This is a genomic window from uncultured Phascolarctobacterium sp. (genome assembly GCF_937920985.1).
In the GTDB taxonomy this organism is placed as follows: Bacteria; Bacillota; Negativicutes; order Acidaminococcales; family Acidaminococcaceae; genus Phascolarctobacterium_A.
In genome coordinates, this window is record NZ_CALDXR010000004.1 from 15,871 (window position 1) to 40,458 (window position 24,588).

The 24,588-nt window shown below is 46.2% G+C and carries 24 protein-coding genes and 1 other annotated feature; of the genes, 10 read left to right on the forward strand and 14 right to left on the reverse strand.

Going from position 1 to position 24,588, the window contains the following annotated elements; genetic code table 11:
• Window positions 1–42 precede the first annotated feature (42 nt).
• Window positions 43–1,287 (reverse strand): Nramp family divalent metal transporter, encoded by a 1,245-nt coding sequence (locus Q0612_RS00425; protein WP_298879342.1) that lies wholly within the window; start codon window positions 1,285–1,287, stop codon window positions 43–45.
• Between the two features lie 312 nt (window positions 1,288–1,599).
• Here Q0612_RS00425 and Q0612_RS00430 point away from each other — a divergent pair, with 312 nt between their 5' ends.
• Entirely contained in the window at window positions 1,600–2,376 is a 777-nt protein-coding gene (locus Q0612_RS00430; RefSeq protein WP_298879345.1) for an IclR family transcriptional regulator, read from the forward strand.
• 178 nt (window positions 2,377–2,554) lie between these two features.
• Window positions 2,555–3,034 carry an L-2-amino-thiazoline-4-carboxylic acid hydrolase gene (locus Q0612_RS00435; protein WP_293692806.1) on the forward strand — a complete coding sequence of 160 codons (480 nt, stop codon included), beginning with the start codon at window positions 2,555–2,557 and terminating at the stop codon, window positions 3,032–3,034.
• Window positions 3,035–3,137: 103 nt separating this feature from the next.
• On the opposite strand, the gene Q0612_RS00440 is transcribed toward Q0612_RS00435, so the two are convergent.
• Window positions 3,138–3,941, reverse strand: a complete 804-nt coding sequence (locus tag Q0612_RS00440) for a MetQ/NlpA family ABC transporter substrate-binding protein (protein ID WP_021720103.1) — start codon at window positions 3,939–3,941, stop codon at window positions 3,138–3,140.
• A 72-nt stretch (window positions 3,942–4,013) separates the two neighbouring features.
• Window positions 4,014–4,266: a binding site (T-box leader), on the reverse strand.
• Between the two features lie 445 nt (window positions 4,267–4,711).
• On the opposite strand from Q0612_RS00440, the gene Q0612_RS00445 reads away from it, so the two are divergent.
• The 3 genes from Q0612_RS00445 (at window position 4,712) to Q0612_RS00455 (ending at window position 8,614) form a co-directional block, all read left to right on the forward strand.
• Window positions 4,712–5,851, forward strand: a complete 1,140-nt coding sequence (locus tag Q0612_RS00445) for a PLP-dependent aspartate aminotransferase family protein (RefSeq protein WP_298879349.1) — start codon at window positions 4,712–4,714, stop codon at window positions 5,849–5,851.
• A 29-nt stretch (window positions 5,852–5,880) separates the two neighbouring features.
• Window positions 5,881–7,062, forward strand: coding sequence for a MalY/PatB family protein (locus tag Q0612_RS00450; RefSeq protein ID WP_298879352.1), 1,182 nt, complete (start codon window positions 5,881–5,883; stop codon window positions 7,060–7,062).
• Window positions 7,063–7,372: 310 nt separating this feature from the next.
• Window positions 7,373–8,614, forward strand: a complete 1,242-nt coding sequence (locus Q0612_RS00455; protein WP_298879355.1) for a hydantoinase/carbamoylase family amidase — start codon at window positions 7,373–7,375, stop codon at window positions 8,612–8,614.
• 104 nt (window positions 8,615–8,718) lie between these two features.
• On the opposite strand, the gene Q0612_RS00460 is transcribed toward Q0612_RS00455, so the two are convergent.
• The 12 genes from Q0612_RS00460 to dnaA form a co-directional block, all read right to left on the reverse strand.
• Window positions 8,719–10,053 (reverse strand): MATE family efflux transporter, encoded by a 1,335-nt coding sequence (locus Q0612_RS00460; RefSeq protein WP_298879358.1) that lies wholly within the window; start codon window positions 10,051–10,053, stop codon window positions 8,719–8,721.
• A 38-nt stretch (window positions 10,054–10,091) separates the two neighbouring features.
• Window positions 10,092–12,542, reverse strand: a complete 2,451-nt coding sequence (gene gyrA / locus Q0612_RS00465; RefSeq protein WP_298879362.1) for a DNA gyrase subunit A — start codon at window positions 12,540–12,542, stop codon at window positions 10,092–10,094.
• Window positions 12,543–12,611: 69 nt separating this feature from the next.
• Entirely contained in the window at window positions 12,612–13,388 is a 777-nt protein-coding gene (locus Q0612_RS00470) for a TSUP family transporter (RefSeq protein WP_293829862.1), read from the reverse strand.
• 174 nt (window positions 13,389–13,562) lie between these two features.
• On the reverse strand, window positions 13,563–14,300 hold the full coding sequence (locus Q0612_RS00475) for a thiamine diphosphokinase (protein ID WP_298879366.1): 738 nt from the start codon (window positions 14,298–14,300) through the stop codon (window positions 13,563–13,565).
• Window positions 14,300–14,599, reverse strand: a complete 300-nt coding sequence (locus Q0612_RS00480) for a hypothetical protein (RefSeq protein WP_293829866.1) — start codon at window positions 14,597–14,599, stop codon at window positions 14,300–14,302. The genes Q0612_RS00475 and Q0612_RS00480 overlap by 1 nt, the downstream gene beginning before the upstream one ends.
• Before the next feature lie 32 nt (window positions 14,600–14,631).
• Window positions 14,632–16,572, reverse strand: a complete 1,941-nt coding sequence (gene gyrB, locus Q0612_RS00485; protein ID WP_298879370.1) for a DNA topoisomerase (ATP-hydrolyzing) subunit B — start codon at window positions 16,570–16,572, stop codon at window positions 14,632–14,634.
• A gap of 2 nt (window positions 16,573–16,574) precedes the next feature.
• Entirely contained in the window at window positions 16,575–16,835 is a 261-nt protein-coding gene (gene remB / locus Q0612_RS00490; protein WP_298879373.1) for an extracellular matrix regulator RemB, read from the reverse strand.
• Window positions 16,822–17,598 (reverse strand): DUF721 domain-containing protein, encoded by a 777-nt coding sequence (locus tag Q0612_RS00495; RefSeq protein WP_298879376.1) that lies wholly within the window; start codon window positions 17,596–17,598, stop codon window positions 16,822–16,824. The genes remB and Q0612_RS00495 overlap by 14 nt, the downstream gene beginning before the upstream one ends.
• Window positions 17,599–17,600: 2 nt before the next feature.
• The gene (gene recF, locus Q0612_RS00500) at window positions 17,601–18,728 is read right to left on the reverse strand and encodes a DNA replication/repair protein RecF (RefSeq protein WP_293829872.1); all 1,128 of its coding nucleotides are present in this window, start codon (window positions 18,726–18,728) and stop codon (window positions 17,601–17,603) included.
• Window positions 18,728–18,952: an RNA-binding S4 domain-containing protein gene (locus Q0612_RS00505; protein WP_021720090.1), complete on the reverse strand. Its 225-nt coding sequence runs from the start codon at window positions 18,950–18,952 to the stop codon at window positions 18,728–18,730. The genes recF and Q0612_RS00505 overlap by 1 nt, the downstream gene beginning before the upstream one ends.
• A 12-nt stretch (window positions 18,953–18,964) precedes the next feature.
• Window positions 18,965–20,074: a DNA polymerase III subunit beta gene (gene dnaN / locus Q0612_RS00510; protein WP_298879379.1), complete on the reverse strand. Its 1,110-nt coding sequence runs from the start codon at window positions 20,072–20,074 to the stop codon at window positions 18,965–18,967.
• 261 nt (window positions 20,075–20,335) lie between these two features.
• Complete coding sequence (gene dnaA, locus Q0612_RS00515) at window positions 20,336–21,721, reverse strand: chromosomal replication initiator protein DnaA (RefSeq protein ID WP_021720088.1); 1,386 nt, start codon at window positions 21,719–21,721, stop codon at window positions 20,336–20,338.
• A 360-nt stretch (window positions 21,722–22,081) separates the two neighbouring features.
• Here dnaA and rpmH point away from each other — a divergent pair, with 360 nt between their 5' ends.
• The 5 genes from rpmH to jag are packed head-to-tail and all read left to right on the forward strand — an operon-like array spanning window position 22,082 to window position 24,492.
• Complete coding sequence (gene rpmH / locus Q0612_RS00520; RefSeq protein WP_021718820.1) at window positions 22,082–22,216, forward strand: 50S ribosomal protein L34; 135 nt, start codon at window positions 22,082–22,084, stop codon at window positions 22,214–22,216.
• Window positions 22,217–22,275: 59 nt separating this feature from the next.
• On the forward strand, window positions 22,276–22,632 hold the full coding sequence (gene rnpA, locus Q0612_RS00525; RefSeq protein ID WP_293695196.1) for a ribonuclease P protein component: 357 nt from the start codon (window positions 22,276–22,278) through the stop codon (window positions 22,630–22,632).
• Between the two features lie 15 nt (window positions 22,633–22,647).
• Window positions 22,648–22,857: a membrane protein insertion efficiency factor YidD gene (gene yidD, locus Q0612_RS00530; RefSeq protein WP_044484312.1), complete on the forward strand. Its 210-nt coding sequence runs from the start codon at window positions 22,648–22,650 to the stop codon at window positions 22,855–22,857.
• Window positions 22,858–22,902: 45 nt separating this feature from the next.
• Entirely contained in the window at window positions 22,903–23,547 is a 645-nt protein-coding gene (locus Q0612_RS00535; protein WP_021720085.1) for a YidC/Oxa1 family membrane protein insertase, read from the forward strand.
• Window positions 23,548–23,574: 27 nt separating this feature from the next.
• Window positions 23,575–24,492: an RNA-binding cell elongation regulator Jag/EloR gene (jag, locus tag Q0612_RS00540; RefSeq protein WP_298879384.1), complete on the forward strand. Its 918-nt coding sequence runs from the start codon at window positions 23,575–23,577 to the stop codon at window positions 24,490–24,492.
• Window positions 24,493–24,588: the final 96 nt, after the last annotated feature.

Here is a 24,588-nt window from a genome sequence, read left to right on the forward strand (position 1 = left end):
TCCTTCTTTCCTAGTCAAAAATTCACTATTTTATACATAAGATCAGAACAGGCTGATAACGCTGCTCAGACCAAGATATAAGCTGATTAAGAAGATTATCCAGCCTAATGCGGTTTGCAGAGTACTGTTAGTAAATTCACCCATGATTTTCTTGCTGCAGGTAAGATAAACCGTTACGCCTACAACTACAGGCAGAACGATACCGTTAACAGCCTGTGCCGTCATAATCAGCGCAATCGGATTAAAGCCGAAAGCAGAGATAACAATACCGGTTACAAGAACTGCTGCATTAGTAATAACAAAGCGTTTATCGCTTCTGTCAGTTTTCCAGCCCCACAAGCCTGCAAGTACATAGGATACGCCCATCGGTGTGCAGACAGCACTGGAAACACCGGCAGCAACCAGGCCAACAGCCATAAACGGCTGAGCAAAATCACCAAGAGTGGGCTGCAGCTGAACTGCCATATCCATAGCATTTTTTACGGTCATGCCCTGCATAACGGCAGCGGAAGTAATCAAAATTGCACCGGTTACAATGCCGCCGATAATCATCGGAATGTTAGTACCAAAGGCAACCAACGGCAGTTCCTCGGCGCTATGCCAGGTGCGTTTGGCGCTGGCAGCATGTAAAAACATGTTATAAGGAACAACGGTAGTACCAATCAAAGCCAGGCAGGTCATTAAAGAACCTTCGGGAATGTGCGGTACAAGACCACCAAACAATTCGCCAAGGTTCGGTTGTACAACAAGCATTGTAATCAGAAAAACAATGCACATAACTACAACGCAGACAGCCAAAAGCTTTTCCAGATATTTCAAAGCATCACCGGCAAAGCTCAAAAGCACCATAATGCACAGGCCCCAAATAGGTGCGATGATATGTGTCGAAACGCCGGTCAATGCGCTGACACCCAAAGCAGTACCCGTCAAGTCACCACCCATATAAGCAAAGCCGCCTACAGCGATAGCCACGGCAACCAGACCTACAAGGAATTTTCTGAGCAGCGGACGGTCATCAAAAGCAATCTGCAAGGTTTCAGCCAAATCCTTTTGAGTTACTACACCTAAACGTGCTGCCATACCTTGTGTAACAATAACGGCAATTACGGAAAAGACTATGCACCATAATAATTCATAGCCATAACCTGCACCGGCTCTGGTAGAGCTTGTTACAGTACCGGGACCGATAAAGGAACCGCAGATTAAAAAACCGGGTCCCAAAGCAGCTAATTTTTCTTTAAAAGTAAAGTGACGCGGTGCTCCAGCACCCTTTGTTTCCTTTTGCATTTGTAATGCCCCCTCAAAAAAATAAATATATCAGACGTGTTTCGCTTTACATTATCGTTTTTCTTTTTATATTATCGTCTGATATTATTTCTTATATCACTTTACAGCAGCTCTGTCAAGATTTTTTTGTACTATTAATGTAAAACATTTCCACAAATCACATTTTCAGATATTTTCTTCAGTCAGACGCTGAAATAGTCTGCGCCAATCAAAAATAATGTATTATAAAAACGGCTCTCCAGCTCTTCATTGTCAGTCTAAATATATGTTATAATATATTTAATGTATCGAAGATATCGAAGGAGCATTATCATGACTACTACTACACCAAAGCTAATTCAATCAGTCCAGCGTGCTATTGATATTCTCAACTGCTTCACCAACAGCAACCCTGAAATAAGCATCAATGAAATCAGCGCCAAAACAAAACTGAACGTCAACACAGCCCGTGGACTTATCAATACAATGGTAGCAAACAATCTGCTGCTTTTAGACCATAACACCAACCATTACCGCTTGGGCAGCTTTTTTCTGAGCAAAGCAGGCATTATCCAAAGCCAAATCCGTTCTTATATCATTCTCTGTAAACCGCTGATGAATGCGTTGGCAGAAAAGTATCATATAACTGCCAGCCTGCAGATTGTCAATCAGGATGAAATTGTCACGATTTATTGTGCTTATCCCGTCAGCACCTCTTATTACATCACCTTGTCCGAATATACGCCTCTGCCGGAATACGTTACCTCATCCGGCAAGCTGCTTTTAAAGCATGTACTGCTTCCCGCACGCCCTGATTATCTGGACGATATTGAATTTAAGCCCTATACTCCGTATACCTTAAAAAATAAACAGGAGCTGCAAAAACAGCTCGATGAAATTACGGTTAAAGGCTATTCTGTAGAAAAAGAAGAATTTAATCTTGATGTCGGCAGTATCGCTGTACCGATTTTTGATTTAAATAAAGACCTCATCGGCACTGTCAGCGTCACTGTCTTTGCCAGTGCCATGCCCCGTCTGGAAAAAAATTTGGTGCATGACCTGAAGCAGATTGCCGATCAGGTCGGCGGTTTAATCGGTATGCAGAAATAAACCTTGTACTAATCTCGTTGCTTCCTTGCGCAAGTAACGAGATTTTCTTTTTCACGATATTGTCGTTTTTAAATTTGCAATTTCGTCTTGTATGATTTACGACTTTTTTGTATAATGCATATGAGCTATATAGGTTTCCGTATATAGTCCAATGCAAAACAAGTGAGGGATTATTAAAATGCAAGAAGAAGTTAAAGAACCGGTTTCCATGTTTGTTTTATTTGCCAGGATGTTTTCTATTACCGCCAAAAATCTGGAAAAAGAATTTGGCGAAAAAGGCCTGAAGGTCTTAGAGGACAGCGTTAAAGAATTTGGTATTGAACGAGGCAAGGACATTGCTGCCCGCGCCAAAGCCAACGGCAAAGAAAATACACTGGAAAATTATCTGGATAACTACGATATGGGCCGCAGCGAAGAATTCGGTTACGATACTGTTTATAAGCAAGACGGTATTCACCAGGATTTTCACCGCTGCGTATTTGCCAAAACCTGGATGGATGCAGGTGAAGAAAAATACGGACGCATTTATTGCGAAAATATCGATCCTGCTATCGCAGAAGGCTATAACGAAAATATGGAATGTGTGCATGACCATATCATGTATGCGGATGGTCATTGCACCTTCTGCTTCCGTATGAAAGAAAACAATAAAAAATAATAACTGCAAACTATACCGATTAATAAAAACTCCCCTTAATATACTGTACATTTGCTGCAGCTGATATTAAGGGGAGCTTTTCTATATATTTTTATTTTCTACATTAAAATGCAGGTTCAATAGTTCCTTTATATTTATCGGCAATAAACTTCTTCACAGCCTCAGACTGGTAAGCCTTCACAAATGCTTTATAAGCTTCTTTATCCTTGTCTTTGTTACGGGCAGCAATAATCATTACAGCCAGCGGTTCGTCCTTAGGCTCAAGGAAGATATTCTGCTTTTTAACATCCAGGCCACCGCTCATTACATAGTTCATGGTAATAGCAGCAGCATCTACATCAGCCAGGCTGCGCGGCAGCTGTGCTGCCTCCAGCTCCTTAAATTTCAGATGCTTAGGATTATCGACAACATCCTTCGGCGTAGCCTTCATGCCCACACCATCTTTTAATTTTAACAGACCGGCGCGCTGCAAAAGCAACAGACCACGGCCGCCGTTTGTCGGGTCATTAGGAATAGCAATCGTTGCACCATCCGGAATATCCTTCACATCATGCACCTTATCACTGTAAATGCCCATGCGCATTAAAATAGCATTGCCGATGGGTACAAGGTCAGTCTTGTTCGTCTTGTTGAAATTATCCAGGAAGGGCTTATGCTGGTAGCTTACCAAATCCAGCTCACCATCCGCCAAAGCCTTATCCGGAGTAACGTAATCAGAGAACTCCACAACCTGTACCTTCAGGCCACTTTTGGCCGCTTCCTTGGCCGCAGCCTCCACAACCTCGGCATGGGGACCGGCGGTAGCACCAACCTTAATCGTTGTTTGAGCCTGTTTATCACCGCCGCCGCAGCCTGCTGCTGCCAATGCCACTACAGATAACGCAATAACCAATAATTTTTTCAACATAATTCATCGTCTCCTTTGTAAAACTAAAATAAAAAAAGCCTTCGTTTATCCATACCGCATTTTCATTATGCAGTAAGGGACGAAAGCAAACTTCGTGGTACCACCCAATTTCACTGCTACCTCACGATAGCAGCCTCCTCAAGTACGCTGGCCTTAAGCCATTAATACTTCAGCACTGTAACGGGTGCACCCGGACGACCTAAACTTGCGCTTCAGCCAATCAGCTCCAAGACCATCTTCGGCAAAATCTCCTGCACTTCCTTGCACCAAACGGAAGCTCTCTGTGGCAGTACTCCTTGCGTACTCTTCTTTTCATCGCTCGTATATGAACTTGTGAGTAAAAATATACAACTTGTCAAAGCATCTGTCAACAAAAAAACGAAAAAAATTTCAAAAAGCCTAGTATTTTAGTAGATTTGTAAACGATGTTACAAAAATCACTTGGCTATATAGTTTGCTAATAGCGAAGAATAAAATAAATATAATTTTTTATTTTACATTTCTTCATTATAGCGCCCAAAAACATAACAAAAGCTGTAAATTTACCTATTGACAAGCTAGGTTTTATCGTGTAAATTATCAAGCAAACATCACACAAGCATTGCTTGTTGATTTTGTTTCACGAATAAAAAATTTGACAATATCACGCTCAACAGGTGAGAAGATTCCGGAGGAGAAAAAATGCAGTAACGTGCATAAAACTGCTTGCTGCAGTTCTGATGCAATATCCGGTATCTTGCCGCCTGACCTTGAAAGGAGAAGATGACACTATGGAATTTGCAACAAAATGTATTCATGAAATCGGCGCAGCTGACGCAACCGGCAGCATTACCCCGGCAATTTATCTTTCCTCAACCTTTGCACACCCCAAGTTGGGGGACACCACAGGCTTTAACTATACACGTGAATCCAACCCGACACGTGCACGCCTAGAACAGCTTTTAGCAGCATTGGAAAACGGTGTCGATGCCTTGGCTTTTTCCTCCGGCATGGCTGCAGTTGATGCGGTTATGAATCTGTTCGCGCCCGGCGACCATATCATCACCGGCAACGATCTCTACGGCGGCTCCTTCCGTCTGTTCCGCAACCTTAACGCCAAAAACGATGTAGAGTTCACCTCTGTGCATACTTCTAAGCTGGAAGAAATCAAGGCTGCCATTAAGCCCAACACTAAAGCCATCTTTTTGGAAACACCGACCAACCCCACAATGGAAATCAGTGATTTGCGTGCTATCAGTAAAATCGCCCATGAAAATAACTTTTTGGTTATCGTCGACAATACCTTTCTGACACCATATTTTCAAAGACCGCTGGACCTTGGCGCTGATATCGTTATCCATAGCGGAACAAAATATCTTTGCGGTCACAACGATGTACTCGTAGGCTTTACCGTGGTCAAGGATCCTGTTATCGCCGACAAGCTGCGTCTGATTTATAAAACAACCGGTGCCTGTCTGGGAGCACTTGATGCCTGGCTCGTTATCCGCGGTATCAAAACTCTGCCGCTGCGTATGGAGCAGCACCAGAAAAATGCTTTTGCCATTGCCAAATGGCTGCAGGAGCAACCGCGTGTACAATACGTTTTATATCCCGGTCTGGAAAATCATCCCGGTTATGCAATCAACAAAGCGCAGACCACCGGCTTCGGCGGCATGATTTCCTTTGCTGTCGACAACGCGGAAACGGCACGCCAAATTCTTGAGGGCGTCAAGCTCATTAAATTTGCCGAAAGCCTTGGCGGTACGGAAAGCCTGATAACCTATCCGATTCGCCAGACGCATACCGACCTTACTGCCGAAGAATGTGCCGAAAAGGGGATTACGGATTGTCTGCTGCGCTTCTCTACAGGCATCGAAGCAACGCAGGATCTGATTGACGATTTGGCACAGGCCTTTGCTGCAGTAAAATAATTTATGAAAATAAAGTTTGGTGATAGTTTATGACTAAATATGATTTTGACAAGATAATCGACAGACGTAATACAGACTGCCTAAAATATGATTTTGCCATCCAGCGTGGTCGTCCGGCAGACGTCTTACCTTTTTGGGTAGCAGATATGGATTTTCCTATTGCCCGGGAAATACAGGAAGCACTTGTTGAACGCTGCCAACATGCCATCTTCGGCTATAGTGAAAGTACAGAAGCATATTTTCAGGCTGTCCGCGACTGGTATACTAAGCATTTCAACTGGAGCCCTGAATCCGAATGGCTCACCAAAACTCCCGGCATAGTTTTTGCCCTTGCGATGGCAGTGAAGGCCTTCACTAAAAAAGGTGAGGGCGTACTTGTACAGCAGCCGGTTTATTATCCTTTCAGCGAGATTATTGAGGATAATGAGCGCAAGCTGATTAATTCACCGCTCATTCTGAAAAACGATCATTATGAAATGGACTTTGCCGATTTGGAAGAAAAAATCATCGCCAATAATGTTAAGCTGATGCTTTTATGCTCACCGCATAACCCCGTAGGCCGTGTCTGGACACGCGACGAGCTGCAAAAAGTGGGCGATATCTGCCTTAAGCATGGTGTAATTACCGTAAGTGATGAAATTCACGGCGATTTCGTCTGGGGAAATAACTCTCAGACGGTTTTTGCAAGTTTGGGTGAACAGTACGAGCAAAATTGTGTAATCTGCACTGCACCCAGCAAAACCTTCAACATTGCCGGCCTACAGGTATCCAACATCTTCATTCCCAACAAAATTTTACGCCACCGCTTCCGCAAGCAAGTGGCAGCAGCAGGCTACAGCCAGGTAAATACCATGGGACTCGTTGCCTGCCAGGCGGCCTACACTTATGGCGAAGATTGGCTAAAACAGGCAAAGACTTATATCGAAGATAACATTAAATTTGTTGATGCTTATCTGAAGCAGAACCTGCCGCAGATTAAGCTGCTCTGGCCTGATGGGACATATCTGATTTGGCTTGATTGCAGTGCCTTAGGCCTTACAGCTGCCGAACGCAAGCAGTGGCTCTGGCATAAAGCACACCTTTGGCTTGACGGCGGCGGTATCTTCGGCAAAGAGAGAGAAGCCTTTGAACGTATCAACGTTGCCTGCCCCCGCGCGCTATTATTACAGGGACTTGAGCAGCTGAAGCAAGCTGTTCATGAATTAAATTAAATTTATTAATTCCATTCTTTACACGATGTAACTGAAAAACTGCTGCCTTCTTTGTAGCAAAAGTGAAGGCAGCAGCTTGTTTTTATTTTCGCTATACTTTTGCAGGTTCATTATTCCGTCTTGTAAATTGACGCCGATTTGTATATAATGCAGATAAGCTATCCTATGCTTGTTTGCTGTAACGCTCTTATCGGAGCAGATAAAACAGCGGAACAAATTTGTTTTAAAGCTATAATAAAATATAATAAACTTGTTTTTTTACGCTTTTGCCGCTATACAAAAGCCTAATGAAGCAGGAAGGGAGCATTATATGAAACGTGAACAAATAGCCAAAAACATTGTTGCCGATCTCAAGGAGCTGGCAGCCTTAACCTCTGATATAGACGGAGCACAGCGCATCGCCTGGACACCGACATTCAAGAAAGCAACGGAATGGTTTTCCCAAAAGATGCAGGCTGCAGGTGCCGAGGTTTGGACAGATGCTGCAGGCAACAGCTGGGCCAAATTTGCCGGCGCCAGCGAGGAGTGTATTGTTATCGGCAGCCATCTCGATTCCGTACCAAACGGAGGCTGGCTGGACGGCGCTTTAGGCGTTGTAGCAGGCATGGGTATCGGTGCCTACAGTCTGGCAGATAAAAAGCCTGCCAAAACTCTTTACGTTGTCGGTTGGGCAGATGAAGAGGGTGTAGCCTTCGGTAAAAGCTGTCTTGGCAGCAGTGCTGTCAGCGGCATTGTCACAAGCAAGGATGTGCTGCCCTTAATCCATCAGGAAAACGGCCGCAGCTTCAGCGATGTCTGGCAGGAATACGGCCTTGATGCCAACAGAATAGGGGAGGCACACACAGCCTTTGCCAAGCTGCCAGTCAAAGCTTACCTGGAGCTGCACATCGAGCAGGCACCGCTGCTGGCTTTAGCCAAAAAAAGCGTAGCCTGCGTTTACGGCGTCTGCGGGTGCAACCGCCAGTACATCACCTTCCGCGGACAGCAGGGCCATTGCGGTTCGCCGGTTGCCCTGCGTCAGGATGCCTTTATCGCGGCAGCACAGACCACCCTTGATTTACGTGAAATCGCTCTTAAATATGATTCCTATTGCACTGTCGGCAATATCGAGGTCAAGCCTGACCTGACTACTATTTCTCCTGGCTATTGCCGCATTTCGCTGGACCAGCGCAGCATTAAGCCGGAAACAATGCAAACGATAGTTGCAGAAGCCAAGGCTGCGGCGCAGAAGCATGCAAAGGAGGGTAAGCTCACTGTAGAATTTGAGCCTATCTGGCATGCTGAACCGATACTGTTTGATGAGCAGCTGGTAGAGGACTGCAACGCTGCCGTAAAGGAGGAAACAGGTGCAAGACACAGCATGTATTCCGCACCGCTGCATGATGCCGTGCCTCTGAATGCTGTTGTACCTTCGGTAATGATGTTCGCTCAATCTGATCCCGGTATTTCTCACTGCAAGGAAGAGGATACGCCGCAGCCACAGCTGGAGGAGGCAATCCGTGCCTTCATCCGTCTGGCAGAAAAAGAGCTGGGAACTAGCTTTGCAGAGTAAGCACTATAGCCTGCTGCAACCTTGCAACAAAGTAATTTTATATATTTATACGACAAAAGCAGCTTCTGCGATGCAGAAGCTGTTTTGCTTTTTATACGGCATATTTATTTTATTAAATCCTTAAGCCCGCGTATCCGCATAACCTTCCAGGTAAAGCACAGACTGCGCAGCGACTGGTCCAAAAACATCGGTACCCAAGCGCCCACAATCCCTAGCTTGCAATAATAGATAAAGAAGGCTGTCATCAATGGACGCAAAACGGTAATCAGCACAAAGGAATAGACGGCAACGGCAGTAGTCTGACCGCTGCCACGCAATATGCCTGCCGTGATAATCGTATGCCCCTGCGGTATGCAAACGGCTGCCACCCAGAACATTACCGTTTCACTGAGAGCAAGCGCCTGCGCATCCTGTGAATAAACACTGAAAATGGGCACGCGTGCGGCATACAGAATAATAAAAGAGGCAACGGAAAGCCCCAGGCCCCATTTAAAGCCTATACTGCGGCAGCGCTTCCATGTTACATAATCAGCGGCACCGCGCATCTGCCCGGCCAGCACCATATTAGCCTTGCCGAAGCCGAAGATAAAATCATAAGAAAAATCGCAGATATTATAGCAAATGCTGTGTACTGCATAGGGCAGAGTACCAAGACGCGCAGTCATCCAGCCATAAGCCAGCATACCGATGCGTTCCGCACCAAGCTCACTGAAAACACCGCCGAATACCGGCATAAATTCCCGCCAGAAGATTTTATCCGGCAGCTGCAGCAGTCCATCACTGAAAAAGCCCTCTTGCTTCATAATCCAGACGGTGATACCAAGAGTACACAGAGAGCCGATAATCGTGCTGATTGCCGCGCCACGCACACCCCAGCCGTCAAAACTGCCGAAGCCGGTAATGAGAAAATAATTGCAGACGATATTCACCACATTGCCGACAATATTACTTTTCATAATAGCGCTTGTCCGGCCTACACCCAACAAGGTTCCCTGCAGCAAGAGTGACAGTGAGTTTAGCAGTACTGCAGCTACGGCAATATTGCCGTAAGCCAGCGCCAGCTCCAGATAATCGCTCTGCGCACCCATCAACACCACCAGCTTCTCAAAAAATCCATAGAAAAGCAGATGCAACACTACAAGCAGAACACTGCTGACAGTAAAGCTTTGGCGCAGCAAAACCTTAATGGCGGAATATTGTCCGGAACCGAATTTATTCGCTGTCAGAATCGTAACTGCTGATGCCATTGAGCGCGATACTGTCAGCAGTACCAGGCGCAGCGGCAGAAAAATACTTACCGCCGCTATGGCCTTAGCCCCTAATACGCCTACCATAATCAAATCTGCCGCAGCCAGAAAGGTCATAAAAATGCCCTCCAACGCAGCGGGGAGGGCAATACGCAAATATTTACCTGTTAATGAATCATTAAAGCTCTTCATTTTCTAGAAAACATATACGTTAAAACAAATAAACTAATTTATTCAGCATCCTCTTCATGATGGATTGCTGCCAGAGAAACAACCTTGTCATCATCGTTCAAGGTCATCAGCTTTACGCCCTGGGTATTACGGCCATATTGGGAAATCTGGTCCACATCGGTACGGATAATCAGACCGGCCGCGGTAATCATCATGATTTCCTGATCCGGGTTAATAACCTTCATGCCGATTACCAGACCAGTTTTTTCGGTAATCTTCATATTGATGATACCCTTGCCGCCGCGAGTCTGCTTACGGTATTCCTTAACCTCGGTACGCTTGCCCATGCCGAATTCAGTTGCCGTCAGCACCTCGGAATCCTCATCGGAAACGCTGTCCATAGCTACAACCTCATCGCCATAGTTGAGGGAAATACCCTTTACGCCATGTGCAGTGCGTCCCATGGTGCGTACATCCTGCTCATCAAAGCGGATAGCAATACCGTTGCGGGTTGCCAGGATGATTTCGCTGTTGCCGTCAGTCAGTTCAACACCGATCAGATCCTCATCATCGTCCAGATTAATAGCAATCATGCCGTTTTTGCGGACGCTTTCCAGATCCTTAAGGTTGATTTTCTTGACGGTACCCTTATTGGTAGCCATAAACATGTACTGCTCTTCTCTGAATTCCTTCACCGGAATAACAGCCGTAATCTTTTCACCAGGCATCAGTGCCAGCAGATTGATAATAGCTGTGCCCTTAGCTGTGCGGCTTGCTTCGGGGATTTCATAGCCCTTCTGGCGATATACACGGCCACGGTTGGTAAAGAAGAGAATGTTATGATGAGTAGTGGAGAGGAAGAGATGCTCTGCCGAATCATCAATCTTCTTGCCGCTGCCGCCGGTTTTGCCTACGCCACCGCGTTTTTGGCTACGGAAGTTGTCGAGAGTCTGGCGTTTAATGTAGCCCTGATGGCTGATGGTTACAACGATATCCTCTTCGGCAATCAGATCCTCGATATCCATTTCGGAGCTGTCGATGGAAATTTCGGTACGACGCTCGTCACCGAAACGCTTCTTCATTTCCTGCAGGTCTTCCTTGATAATGTTCATAACCTTATGCTCATCTGCCAACACGCTTTCCAGCCAGTCAATAGTTTCCAGCAGGTCGGCATATTCTTCGTCAATCTTCTTGCGCTCCAGGCCGGTCAGGCGCTGTAGACGCATATCCAGAATAGCCTGTGCCTGACGTTGGCTCAGTTTAAAGTTTTCCATCAAAGCGGTGCGGGCAATTTCTGCTGTTGCGCTGCCGCGGATGGTGCTGATTACAGCATCAATATTATCCAGGGCAATCTTCAAGCCCTCTAAGATGTGAGCTCTGTCCTTGGCCTTGCCCAGCTCGTAGCGGGTACGTCTGGTAATAACGTCCTTCTGGTGCTCCAGATAGTATTCCAGAACCTGCTTGAGGTTCAGGACACGCGGCTGACCGTTAACCAGCGCCAGCATAATGATACCAAAGGAGCTTTGCAGGGCGGTATGCTTGTACAGACGGTTCAGAACAACGTCAGGAACAGCATCACTCTTCAGCTCAACAACAATCTTCATGCCGTCTTTAAGGCTGGAGAAGTCATCAACCTTGGTAATACCTTCGATTACGCCATCCTTAGCCAGGTTAGCAATATCCTTAATCAGGTTAGCTTTGTTAACCTGGTAGGGGATTTCGGTAATAACTATATGGTGCTTGCCCTTGTTAGCAGGCACGATCTCAGCTTTAGCACGAATTTTTACAACGCCGCGGCCGGTGTTATAAGCGCTGGTGATGCCTTCATTGCCCAAAATGCAGGCACCGGTCGGGAAGTCAGGGCCTTTGATAGCTGTCATCAGCTGCGGAATTTCTACATCAGGGTTATCAATCAGCATAACCAGGCCATTAACAACCTCACACAGATTGTGCGGCGGAATGTTAGTAGCCATACCTACTGCGATACCGGCACTGCCGTTAATCAGCAGAGCAGGGACCTTAGAAGGAAGTACGCTTGGCTCTTTTAAGGATTCATCATAGTTAGGTACAAAATCAACTGTATCCTTTTCGATATCCTCAAGCATTGCCTCAGCAATTTTAGCCATACGTACCTCGGTATAACGCATTGCTGCCGGACTGTCGCCGTCAATACTGCCGAAGTTACCATGGCCGTCTACCATCAGATAGCGGGTAGAGAAATCCTGCGCCAGGCGCACGATTGCATCATATACGGAACTATCACCATGAGGGTGATATTTACCTAAAACGTCACCGACGATACGAGCGGATTTTTTATAGGGCTTCGTCGGAGTCATGCCTGCTTCCTGCATTGCGTATAAAATACGGCGATGTACAGGCTTCAGACCATCGCGGACATCAGGTAAAGCACGTTGGATGATAACGCTCATCGCATAATCGATATAGGATTTTTGCATTTCCTCTTCGATGTATACGGGAAGAACTTTACCAGTGGTATTCTCTAAATCCACTTTATCACCTTTCCTTTACAAAAAACAATATCACAACCTGTTAAATAGGGCAGAGTGCCTCAGCACAGGTTATTTTAATAATATCTCATAAACCTGCTTGCCAATCAGCAGGGTAGTAACCAACAAATACAAGGGGCGCACATAGGAAGCGCCCTTTTTAATCGCCAGGCGGGTACCGACAACAGCACCGGCAATCATCGCCGCAGCCATAATCAGGCCATAGCTCCAGATAATCGTGCCGCTGACAGCGAAGGATACCAACGCACCCACGCCGCTGGCAAAATTCAACGCCTTGGCATTACCGGCAGCCGTTACAAAGTCATAGCCCAAATACAAAAAGCCAAAAATCAGGAAGGAGCCTGTACCGGGACCGAAGAAGCCATCATAAAAGCCCATGGCAAACGCCATGACAATAGCACCGATTAAAGCCTGCATACCAAGCTTTTCTATCGTACCGGCATCGCCCCAATCCTTACGGCGATAGGTATAAACAGCAACAGCAACCAAAAGCACGACGATGATATTTTTCATCAGCTGCTCCGGCAGCAGGTAAACTACATAAGCACCTAAGGCTGAACCAATAAACGAAAGCGGCATCAGCGTAAAGGCTGCCTTTTTTATTTTACCGGCGCGCCAAAAGGAGAGCACACTGGTGAAGCAGCCGATAGAGGCTGCCAGCTTGTTTGTTCCCAAGGCATAGGGAACAGGCAAGCCCAGGCTCAAGAGGGCAGGGGTGGAAATTAAACCGCCGCCGCCAACTGTTGAATCAATAAACGAAGCTATAAAGCCTGAGATAATCAGGAAGATAACTGTCGTCGTATCTAAATTCGCCACAAAAGTTTCCAAAAAATTCCCCTCATTTCGGTGACTAGTGATTAGTTGTCAGTTATTAGTGGTTAGTTTTAAGAGAATGGAGTTCATTGTTTCCAATATCAGAATGCACGCCTTAACTATTCACTATTCACTATACACTTTTAACTTTTAACTATTCACTGCACACTATACACTATTCACTTTTACCTATTTACTGCCTTCCGCCCAACGGATATACAAGCCTAAAGCGCCGCTATGACAGGTGCAGCAGATTTTTTCGGCATCAGCATTAACTTCATTGCTGATAGCGTAGGGGTAGAGCTGGCGCAGCGTTGCCTGCTGCAGCGGCCAGCGCACGCCGGTAAAATCTACTGTCGTGCTTTCGCTTAAGGGCAGCAACGAAACAGCTTCGGCTGCAGCCTGCAGCTTCAGCTTTACGCTTTCGCCTGCTGTCAGCAGCAGCATAAATTCCTTATCATCTGCCAACATCACCTGACAACCACGTTGCTTTTTTACACCCAGCAGCGTATAGACGTTGCTGTATAAATGGTCGAAGCGCCCGCCCCAAATGCCGGTAGCAAGAATGTCTCCCTCAGGCAAATTATGCAGTAAAAGCTGTAAGTCAGTATCATCCTTTGCAGGATTAAAACTGTGCACTACAGTACCTGCAGCGCGTGCCTGCTGATAAACAGCCTGCGATGAGCTGTCGCAGTCGCCAAACAGCTCCGTCGGCACACAGCCAGCTGCGAAGCAATACTCAGCACCGCGGTCGGCGCAGTAAATTTTCTTGCCGTCACTGACACTGTGCAGCCACTCTAGTTTAGGTCCGCGTCCGCCAGCAACCACCAACAAAGTGTCAGTAGGAGAGAGTGCAGCAGCGTGATGTTTCACGTGAAACATCATGCGCAGCTCCAGCTCAGGCAGTACAAAAAGCTTGCCAGCCATTATTTTTTCGCTACAGCGACAGGCTTAATCACAATTTGGCCGTTTTCCTTGAGAACCTTCCATGTGCAATCACCATTCTTGTTCTTCAGCCATTCCATGCTGATTTCCAAAAGAAAACGGTTCAGGCGCTCCTGTGCATTCTCCGGCAGCAGCAGCTCTTTTTTTGCAGGTGCCTTAGCACCCTTTAATTTGCTTTGCTTAACCTTTTCATCAGCATACATGCCATTTTCAAAGGTCAGCTCCTCGCTGAAGCCCTTCAGCATATCTGCATCAGAAAGTCCTTTTTTAATTTTAACCATTTAAAGCACCTCTTTTTATGCTACAAGCCTGCTTACAGGTCCAGGTTACGAACCTTCTTCGCATTATCCTCGATAAACTGACGACGCGGCTCAACCTTATCGCCCATCAGGATAGAGAAAATGCGGTCTGCTTCAGCAGCGTCCTCCAGATGAACCTGCAGAATAGTACGTGCAGCAGGATCCATAGTTGTTTCCCACAGCTGGCCGGGGTTCATCTCGCCTAAGCCTTTGTAGCGCTGTACATACGGGTTAGTATCGCGGCCAACCTCGTCGAGGATTTGCTTCAATTCTTCATCGCTGTAAGCGTAGTAATGCTGCTTCTGGTTTTTACGGATTAAATACAGCGGCGGCTGTGCAATAAACACATGGCCTTCCTTAATCAGGGGCTGCATATAACGGTAGAAGAAGGTCAACAGCAGCGTACGGATATGCGCACCGTCGACGTCGGCATCTGTCATAATAATAATCTTGCCATAACGTGCCTTCTCCAGATTGAAATCATCGCCGATACCACAGCCGAAGGCGGTAATCATATTGCGGATTTCTTCACTGCTCAGCACCTTATCAAGACGTGCCTTTTCTACATTGAGGATTTTACCACGCAGCGGCAAAATAGCCTGGAAGTCACTATTACGACCTTGCTTAGCGCTGCCGCCTGCGGAATCACCTTCGACCAGATAAATCTCGGTATCCTCAACATTACGGCTCTTGCAGTCAGCCAGCTTGCCGGGAAGACCGCCCAAATCCATAGCGTTCTTACGGCGTGTCAGCTCACGTGCCTTACGCGCTGCCAGACGGGCGCGTGCAGCAATAATAGCCTTTTCCACCAGCTTTTTGGCAACCTGCGGATTTTCCTCCATAAACTCGGCCAGGGTATCGCCAACCAGGTTATCTACGATTGGCATAACCTCACTGTTGCCCAGCTTAATTTTGGTCTGACTTTCGAACTGCGGGTTCTGTACTTTCAGGCTCAAAACTGCAGTCAGGCCCTCACGTACATCATCACCACTCAGCGCATCTTCATTTTCCTTGAGCAGGTTAGCCTTGCGCGCATAAGCATTAATTGTACGTGTCAACGCTTTACGGAAGCCGCTCAGATGAGTACCGCCTTCCTCAGTGTTGATGTTGTTGACATAGGTGAAAATGTTCTCGCTGTAGGTATCACAGTACTGCATAGCAACCTCAACGATAACAGCGTTCTTTTCGCCCTCCAGATAAATCGGCTTCGGATTAATCTTATCCTTGTCCTTATCCATAAATTCGACATATTCGATAATACCGCCGGCAAAATGGAATGTTTCACTCTTATCCTCGGCACGCTCATCAGTCAGAGAAATGGTAATGCCCTTATTCAAAAAGGCCAGCTCACGAATACGCAGACGCAGGGTATCATAGCTGTATTCAGTTTCCGTAAAGATAGTAGCATCCGGCTTGAAATGCACCGTAGTACCGGTAACATCGCAATCGCCCTTTTCATAAAGCTTTTTAGAGGTCTTGCCCTGCTTGAATTCAATACCGTAGCATTTACCGCCGCGGCGAACCTCAACCTCCATATGCTCACTCAAAGCGTTAACGCAGGTAACACCTACACCATGCAGGCCGCCGGAAACCTTGTAGCCGCCGTCACCGAACTTACCACCGGCATGCAGCACCGTCATGATAACCTCAACAGCAGGCTTCTTTTCCTTTTTCATCATATCCACGGGGATACCACGGCCGTTATCGACAACTGTAATACTGTTATCCTTATGGATAATTACCTTGATATCACTGCAGTAACCGGCCAAAGCCTCGTCAATACTGTTGTCCACAACCTCATACACCAGATGGTGCAGACCGCGGGAGGACGTACTGCCGATATACATAGCAGGTCTTTTGCGTACAGCCTCCAGGCCTTCTAACACGTGAATCTGTTCAGCGTTATAATTGCCCTTGACCGCTGTAGCTTCTTCAATATCAATTTCCTGGGTCATATTTACCTCCGTTTTAAAATTTCTAGATTAGTATAGACAGCGCCGTCCAGAAAACCTGATTCAGCGCGTTTTTTCAAAGTCACCGAAGAAATCGAGGACAAATACATCGTATCACCGGTCAGAACACAGCTATAATAGCCTTCGCCGCCGGAAGCATCAACCACCTTATAGCGTGAGCCATACTTCTTGACGAAATCGTCATAAACCAGTGACTGAGGGTGATTCAAATTAAAAATAGCGATAATCTCACTATTTTTTACCATGTAATCTACTCCCAAATGCAGATACACCCTGATCCCTCCTTAAATAAGTTAAAGCATTTTCATATAAAGCTAAGGTAATTTCCTCCGGCTGCTTCTCCAGCAGAAACATTACCGCCAGCAAACTTTCCTTCTTATCGGCAAAGCCGCAGCGTACACGCTCAAAGTAGTAGCTTTGCAGGCTTTCCTTTACAGCCGTAAATAATATTTTATCACATTTGTAGTAGGCCAGACAATCTTCATACTTCAGCCAGGGCTGAATCCGCAGCAGCTCCGCCAGCTTGCTGCGCAGCTCCTCGCGCTGCTCGCGCTCACAGATGCTGCACATTGCCAGTCCCTTGCGCATTTGGGCACCACAGACAGGGCATTTTGTATATTCCGCAGGCGGGGCAGGTGGCTCGGCCTCCTTGGCCTTTTGCTCCTGCTTTTTGAAAAAGCTGCCGGTATGAAAGTAAACCTTTTTTATCAGCACACGTCCCAGCAAAAAGGAGTTGATTTTTTGCAGGAACAGCTGCTGCATCATATACAGCTCATTAGCCAGCATACTGTTGGCCGTACGCACATAAAGCTCGTTGCCGCTGATTTTTTCAATCGCACAGCTGCGCGCCAGGTTTTCGCCCACAATCTCGCTCCATCTGCTTTCCAGATAATGCTGCAGATAAGCCATTTTGATTTTCGGCGAAATATAAACATCTTTATAGGTGCGGCGCGGGTCAAACAGACGGCGGATAACCTCCTCCGTAGCCTCTAAATTTTCAGCATACATAATCAGGCCTCGCTTATACAGCCACCGGAAATTTTAAAATAAGCATTGCCTGCAAGCTCCGGTATCAGCTCGCGGTCATTTACTGTGATAAAGGTCTGCACTCTGCCGTCGATAAACAGCAGCAGCTGGGAGCGGCGACTGTTATCAAGCTCGCTCATAACGTCATCTAATAGCAGGACGGGGAATTCGCCCAGCTCGTTTTTGACATACTGCAGCTGCGACAGCTTCAGTGCCAGGGCACCGCTGCGCTGCTGTCCCTGGGAGCCGAAGGAGCGCAGGGACAGACCATTGAGCAAAAGCTGCAAATCGTCGCGGTGGGGGCCGATGCCTGTATTGCCGCGCAGAATATCGATGCGCTGACGCTCCAGCAACCTGTCGCGATAAAAATCCTCTGTGGCTTCCGCAGCAGACTGCGGATAAAGCAGCTCGCTGTTGTTGGCCTTCTGCTCATAACGCACCTGCAGCATTTCGCTGCCCTGCGTAATCGAAGAGTAAATCTCGCCGGCAATAGCCTGCAGCTTTGCCAGCGCTGCCAAACGCCTGCGTACAATAGCTGCTGCCAGACGAATAAATTCCTCGTTCCAAGGCTGCAGCACCTCAGCACTGCCACCGTTATCACGCAGCTCCTTTAAAAGACGGTTGCGCTGCAGCAGCACGCGGTTATACTTCAGCAGCAGATCGTAGTAAACAGCATCAGTCTGCGCAATCTGCATATCAAAGAAGCGACGTCTTAAGGCAGGCTCACCCTTGACCAGCTGCAAATCCTCCGGCGAAAACATCACTGCATTCAGCGCGCCATAATGCTCCTTAGGACGCACGCGCGCACCGTCAAGCAGTATTTCCTTATGCCAACGCTCATGCTGACGGTATTTTTTGATTTTTACCTCGTGACTGCCGCTGAAGCTGGCATATTCTACGCCTACAGCCATCGCTTCCGTACCCATTTTCAGCATTTCCTCTTCAGCCGAGGTACGGTGCGACATACCGAAGGCACCATAAAAGATAGCCTCCAGCAGATTAGTCTTTCCCTGGGCGTTTTGCCCGTAAAAAACATTAATCATAGCAGGAAGCTGCAGCTGGCAGCTTCCATAATTGCGGAAATTAACCGCATAAAGACTATTGATTTTCATTAAGCTTCTTTAGCAACGGTCAGCTCTATCTGGTCATCAATATTAACTACATCGCCAGGATGTACCTTTTTGCGTTTTTCCGTTACCAGCTGGCCGTTCAGGCGGACAACGCCATCTTCAACCATCATAAATGCCTGGCCTCCGGTATCAGCAACACCGGAAAACTTCAGCAGCTTATCCATAGTAATGAATTCTGTTCTGATTTCTACAGTTTCTTTTTGCATAATAGCCGCTCCTTAGAAAACAACGCGTACCGGAGTAACGATATAGGTATAATCAGGCTCTTCAGCGCAGGTAACGCAAACAGGGCTGAGAGAGGTATTCATGGATAAAACTGCTTCTTCTGCTTCCAGGTTCTTCAGAATATCCAGGATATACTTAGCATTAAAGGCAACATTCAGCGGGTCACCAACAGTCTGGCAGGCAACAACCTCCAGGCCGGTACCAACATCCGGGCTGCTGCTGGTAATAGTAATTTCCTCAGCAGCTACGCTCATTTTTATAATGCTGTAGTCTCCGTCAGTAGAGAAGAGTGCCACGCGTTCAACAGCGCCTGCCAGCTCTTTAATGTTGACCTTGCTGGTCAGAGCGAATTTAGGCGGGATAACACGACGGTAATCCGGGAACTGGCCTTCAATCAGGCGGGAAACGATAACAACGTTATCAATTACAACCATAATCTGGTTATTGAGCAGGGAAATAATTACCTGCTGCGGTACTTCGCCGGTCAGATTACGGGAAATTTCCGTCAGTACCTTGGAAGGGATAATCATGCTGATAGCTTCATTTCCCTCATAAGGCAGAGATTTGATAGCCAGACGATGGGTATTGGTGCCGACAAAGGTAATTTTGCCGTCTTTAGCCTCTACGAGGATACCGGTAAACAGAGGTCTTGCTTCATCAGTAGAACAGGAGAAGATCGTCTTTTTAATCAGCTCCTTAATCATGCTGTCATCAAGTGCAATGGTTCTGTCTGCATCAAAGGTGGGAAATTTAGGATAATCATCTTCATTCATTAAGAAGAGCTGATATTCAGATTTACCGGAGCTTACTTTAATAGCATGCTTTTCAGCATTTTTGCTGATAGTCAGGCTTTCACCGGGCAATTTACGGATAAGGTCAGCAAAATGCTTGGCAGAAACAACTATTTCCCCCGGTTCGCTGATTTCAGCATCAATGGTGCAGGAAATAGCCATGTTTAAATCCATAGCTTGTATTTCCAGCTTGTCAGCTGATGCGATTACATGAATACCGGAAAAGATAGGTGTGCTTGGCTTGGAAATAATTGCTCTTTGAACTGTCTGGATGGCTTTATTTAAGCTGTTGGTATTACAGGAAATTATCATTTGTTCACAGTCCTCCTTGGTTTTTTAATACTGTTATAATATATAAAAAGTAGTCGACGTAGTAGTAGAGCCTGTTAGTTATGTGGAAAAGTACCGCAAGCTCAGTCGTGATGGGTTATTTCCCATGTATATAAAGCTGTTGATAACCGGGAAATAATATACACACAATCTACAGGGAAAAATTTTATCAACTGGTGCCCCAAAGTTATGCACAGTTTAGGGGCAAGTTATCAACAGTTTTTGTGGATAACTTTTTTACTGTTATTGCCGTAAGATTTCTATGATTTCCTGCAGCTCGTTTTGGAAGGCGAGGCTGCTGTTTTTGCATTTGCTGATTTTTTCATAAGCATGGATAACGGTGGTATGGTCACGTCCGCCAAAGAGTTCACCGATACGCGGATAAGATAAATCAGCCAGTTCACGGCAAAGATACATAGCTACCTGACGCGGGAAGGCAATGTTCTGGGTACGCTTCTTATTGAACAGCTCATCCTGCTTTACATTGTAGTGGTCAGCAATAACCTTGATGATGCCTTCAAAGGTGATGGTTTTGCTTTTGAGTTTGATATCGTTGCCCATGTCTGCGAGAACCTTTTGCGCAGTTTCTACAGTGATGGGCATATGCATCAGGGAGGTATATGCTACTATTTTGTTGTAGGCGCCTTCGATTTCACGGATGTTGGTGGCGATGTTGGTTGCCAGCAGGGTGATGACATCGGTAGGCAGGGTGATATTGTCGGATGCTGCCTTGGTACGCAGGATGGCCATACGTGTTTCCAGGTCAGGTGTCTGGATGTCAGCTGTCAGTCCCTGGTCAAAACGGGAACGCAGGCGGTCTTCCAGCGTTTCAATTTCGCGGGGGGGACGGTCACTGGAGATGATGATCTGCTTATCGGCATCCTTCAGTGCATTAAATGTATGGAAGAATTCTACCTGCGTCTGCTCCTTTCCCTTCAGAAACTGGATATCGTCGATAATCAGACAGTCGATATTGCGATATTTCTGACGGAAGGCTTCCGTGGTTTTGTTCTGAATAGAGTTGATGATTTCGTTGGTGAATTTTTCACTGGAGGTGTACAGTACCTTCATGCTGGGATTATTCTGCTTGATGCGGTTGCCGATAGCGTGCATCAGATGTGTTTTTCCCAGACCAACGCCGCCATAAAGGAAGAGAGGATTGTAGGCGTGCGCCGGGTCATTGGCTACTGCCTGCGCTGCTGCGTGGGCAAAGCGGTTGGAGTTGCCGATGACAAAGGTTTCAAAAACGTATTTAGGGTTCAGGTTGCTTTCATCGGGCTGCTGCACAGAGGTGTTTTCGTTAAACAGCTGCTGCTGTTCACGCTTGGCAGGTATAGCGGGCAGCTCTTCGGCCGGAGAATTGTCGCTGCTGCCGTTGTCCATGGTTTCGATGATGAGCTTGATGTTTTTGCTCATAATGCCTGCAAGGACGCCTTCGATAACCTGAGCGTAGTTTTCCTCCAGCATAGTTTTAAAGAAATCGTTTTTGACAGCTACTTTGTAGTAGGTATCTGTCACCTCTAACGGCATAATAGGTTTTATCCAGACGTTAAAAACCTTTTCATTAAAGGATTCCTTTAATTTGTCCTTACATCTGACCCAGATTTCCGCTAAATCATAGGAATTCATATAGATACATCCTTTCTCGCTAAAATTAGAAAAATAAAAACGACAGCCTGCATTGCCCGCGGAAGGGCGTGTAAGCGCCGGTTAAATTACAAGAGAAGCTAAATTTCCATATATATTTTAGCAGACTGTGGATAACTTCGCAAATTTCCCAAGAAAAATTTCGCAGTTGGCAGAAAAATAGCGGTTTTTACTTGACGAAGTTTTTATTTTCCCATATAATAAGTTAGTAATACCTTGCGTGGTGCTGCAGGTGCTGAAAAAGCGCGTTACAGCCGCGTTGGTATAACAAATAACAGCTATCAATATTCACATACATTAGAAATTGATAAAATTTTGCGGTGGATAAGGAGGGAATACTGAATGAAGCGTACTTTTCAACCTAACAATCTCAGAAGAAAAAGAACTCATGGTTTCAGAGAAAGAATGAAAACTTTGGGCGGTCGTCAAGTTCTCAAAAGAAGACGTGCTAGAGGCAGAAAGAAATTGTCTGCATAACATTATAAAATAGGCCGCGCAAGTGGCCTATTTTTTCCATGCGGGCAGGTGTGCATTTGATGCAAAAGAAAAAGTTTACTTTAAAAAAATTAAATCGACTTAAATCGAAGAAAAGTTTCCAGCTTGTCTATGTTAAAGGACGCACTGTTGTTGACGCTATGTCGGTTTTTTATATTCTTCCGGAACAGGGCGAGGATATAAAAATTGGTTTGGCAGTGGGCAAAAAGCTTGGCTGCGCTGTGGTGCGCAATCGTGTTAAGCGTATGATGCGTGAGGTATTCCGCATGCATAAGGCAGAACTCAAAAAGGGCTATCATATAGTTTGGGTGGCTCGCAAGAAGCTGACAAAGGCTGACTACAAGACTTTTGAGCGTGTATTTTTAAGACTGGCAAAAAGGGCAGCTCTGCTGCAGTAATAAGGATAGAAGGCTATGAGCAGGTTACTGATTTTGTGTATAAGATTCTATCAGATTTTTATATCACCGCTGAAACCGCCGACCTGCAGGTTTTATCCTACATGTTCAGCGTATGCTATTGAAGCGATTCAGAAGAAGGGACCGGTGAAGGGTACCTGGCTGGCGATTAAGCGTATTGCTAAATGCCATCCCTTTCATCCCGGTGGCTATGACCCGGTGCCGTAAGCATACTATTAAGCTATAACACTTTGTTTATTAAGGAGTGATATCTTGGATTTTCTCGCTAATATCGTACAACAGGTGTTAACTGTGCTCTATAACTTTACTGAGAGCATTGGTATACCGAACCTTGGCCTGGCTATTGTGTTAATGACCATTATTATTAAGCTGATTATGTATCCGCTGACTCAAAAGCAGATTCAGTCAACTAAGGCTATGATGGAAATTCAGCCGAAGATGAAGGCTTTGCAGGAAAAATATAAGGATGATAAACAGCGCCTGAATATGGAGCTAGCTAATTTATATAAGAGCGAAGGCGTTAATCCGCTGGCAGGCTGCCTGCCTCTGCTCATCCAGATGCCGATCATGATTGGTATTTTCTACGGTATCCGTGATTACAACTATGCAGCACATCCGGAACTCATTACCAGCTTTTTATGGCTGGCTGATATTTCCAAGGCAGATCCGACCTATGTTCTGCCGGTGCTTTCCGCATTGACTACCTTTATTCAGACTAAGCAGACTATGCCGGCAAGCGGCGGTGGTGCACAGAACAAGATGATGATGTACTTCATGCCGTTGTTCATCGGTTATATCAGCTTGACCTTCCCTGCAGGCCTGGTTCTGTATTGGGTTGTAATGAATATTATGCAGATTGCACAGCAGTCTATTATGAACAGAGCTGCGGCTAAATAACGTGTAAGCGTATAGGAGTTGGTAAAGATGGCTTTTGTTGAAAAGACCGGTAAGAGTGTGGACGAAGCTGTTGCAGCAGCTTTGGCAGAACTGAATGTTACAGCTGATGAGGCTGTTGTTGAAGTATTAGAAGAAGCAAAGAAGGGCTTTTTAGGCTTTGGCCGTAAGGATGCCCGTGTACGCGTAAGCGTTAAGCCTGCAGTTGAAGAAAAACCTGCAGAGGCTGCACCCGTTGCTGAGAAAACAGTAAGCGAGGCTGCTGCTGACGCTGTAGCTGCAGTGAAGGAGGCCGCTGCTGTTGCTGCCGGTGCTCTGGCTAAAAAGGCAGATGCTGTGAAGGCTGATGCTGCTGTAGCTGCTGAAGACTTCAAGAAGAAGGCTGCAGATGCTAAGGATGACGCAGTGGATGATGCTATTGCAGCGCTGAATGCTTTGAAGAGCGAGCGCCGCGAACGTCAGAACCGCGAACCGCGTAAATACAATGTAAGTGATGAGGCAGTTGCTGCTGCTAAGGAATTTTTGCAGAAAATCTTCAATGCTATGCATATTGAGGTTGCTATGGAAAAATTCATCAACAAAAATGACGGCAGCGTTACCTTCCGCCTGCATGGTGATGATATGGGTATTTTAATCGGCAAGCATGGACAGACCTTAGACAGCTTGCAATACCTGACTAATCTTGTTGCTAATAAGAACAGCAACGAGCGTGTGCGTGTAATCATTGATGTGGAGGATTACCGTGACCGCCGTATTGAGACTCTTAACCGCCTGGCTGCACGTCTGGCAGATAAGGTTAAACGTACCGGTGAGCGCGTAGCCCTGGAGCCTATGAATCCGCACGAGCGCAAGATTATCCATATGGCACTTCAGGGTGACCGTCGTGTTACTACTCTGAGCGAGGGCGATGAGCCTTATCGTCATGTGGTTATCGAGCTGAAAAAATAAAATATAAAGCAAGGCTGTCGCGTTAAGTTAATTAGAGGCTTATTTGCGGCAGCCTTTTTTCCGTACTGAGCTTTTTGTGCGGTACAGATAAAAGAA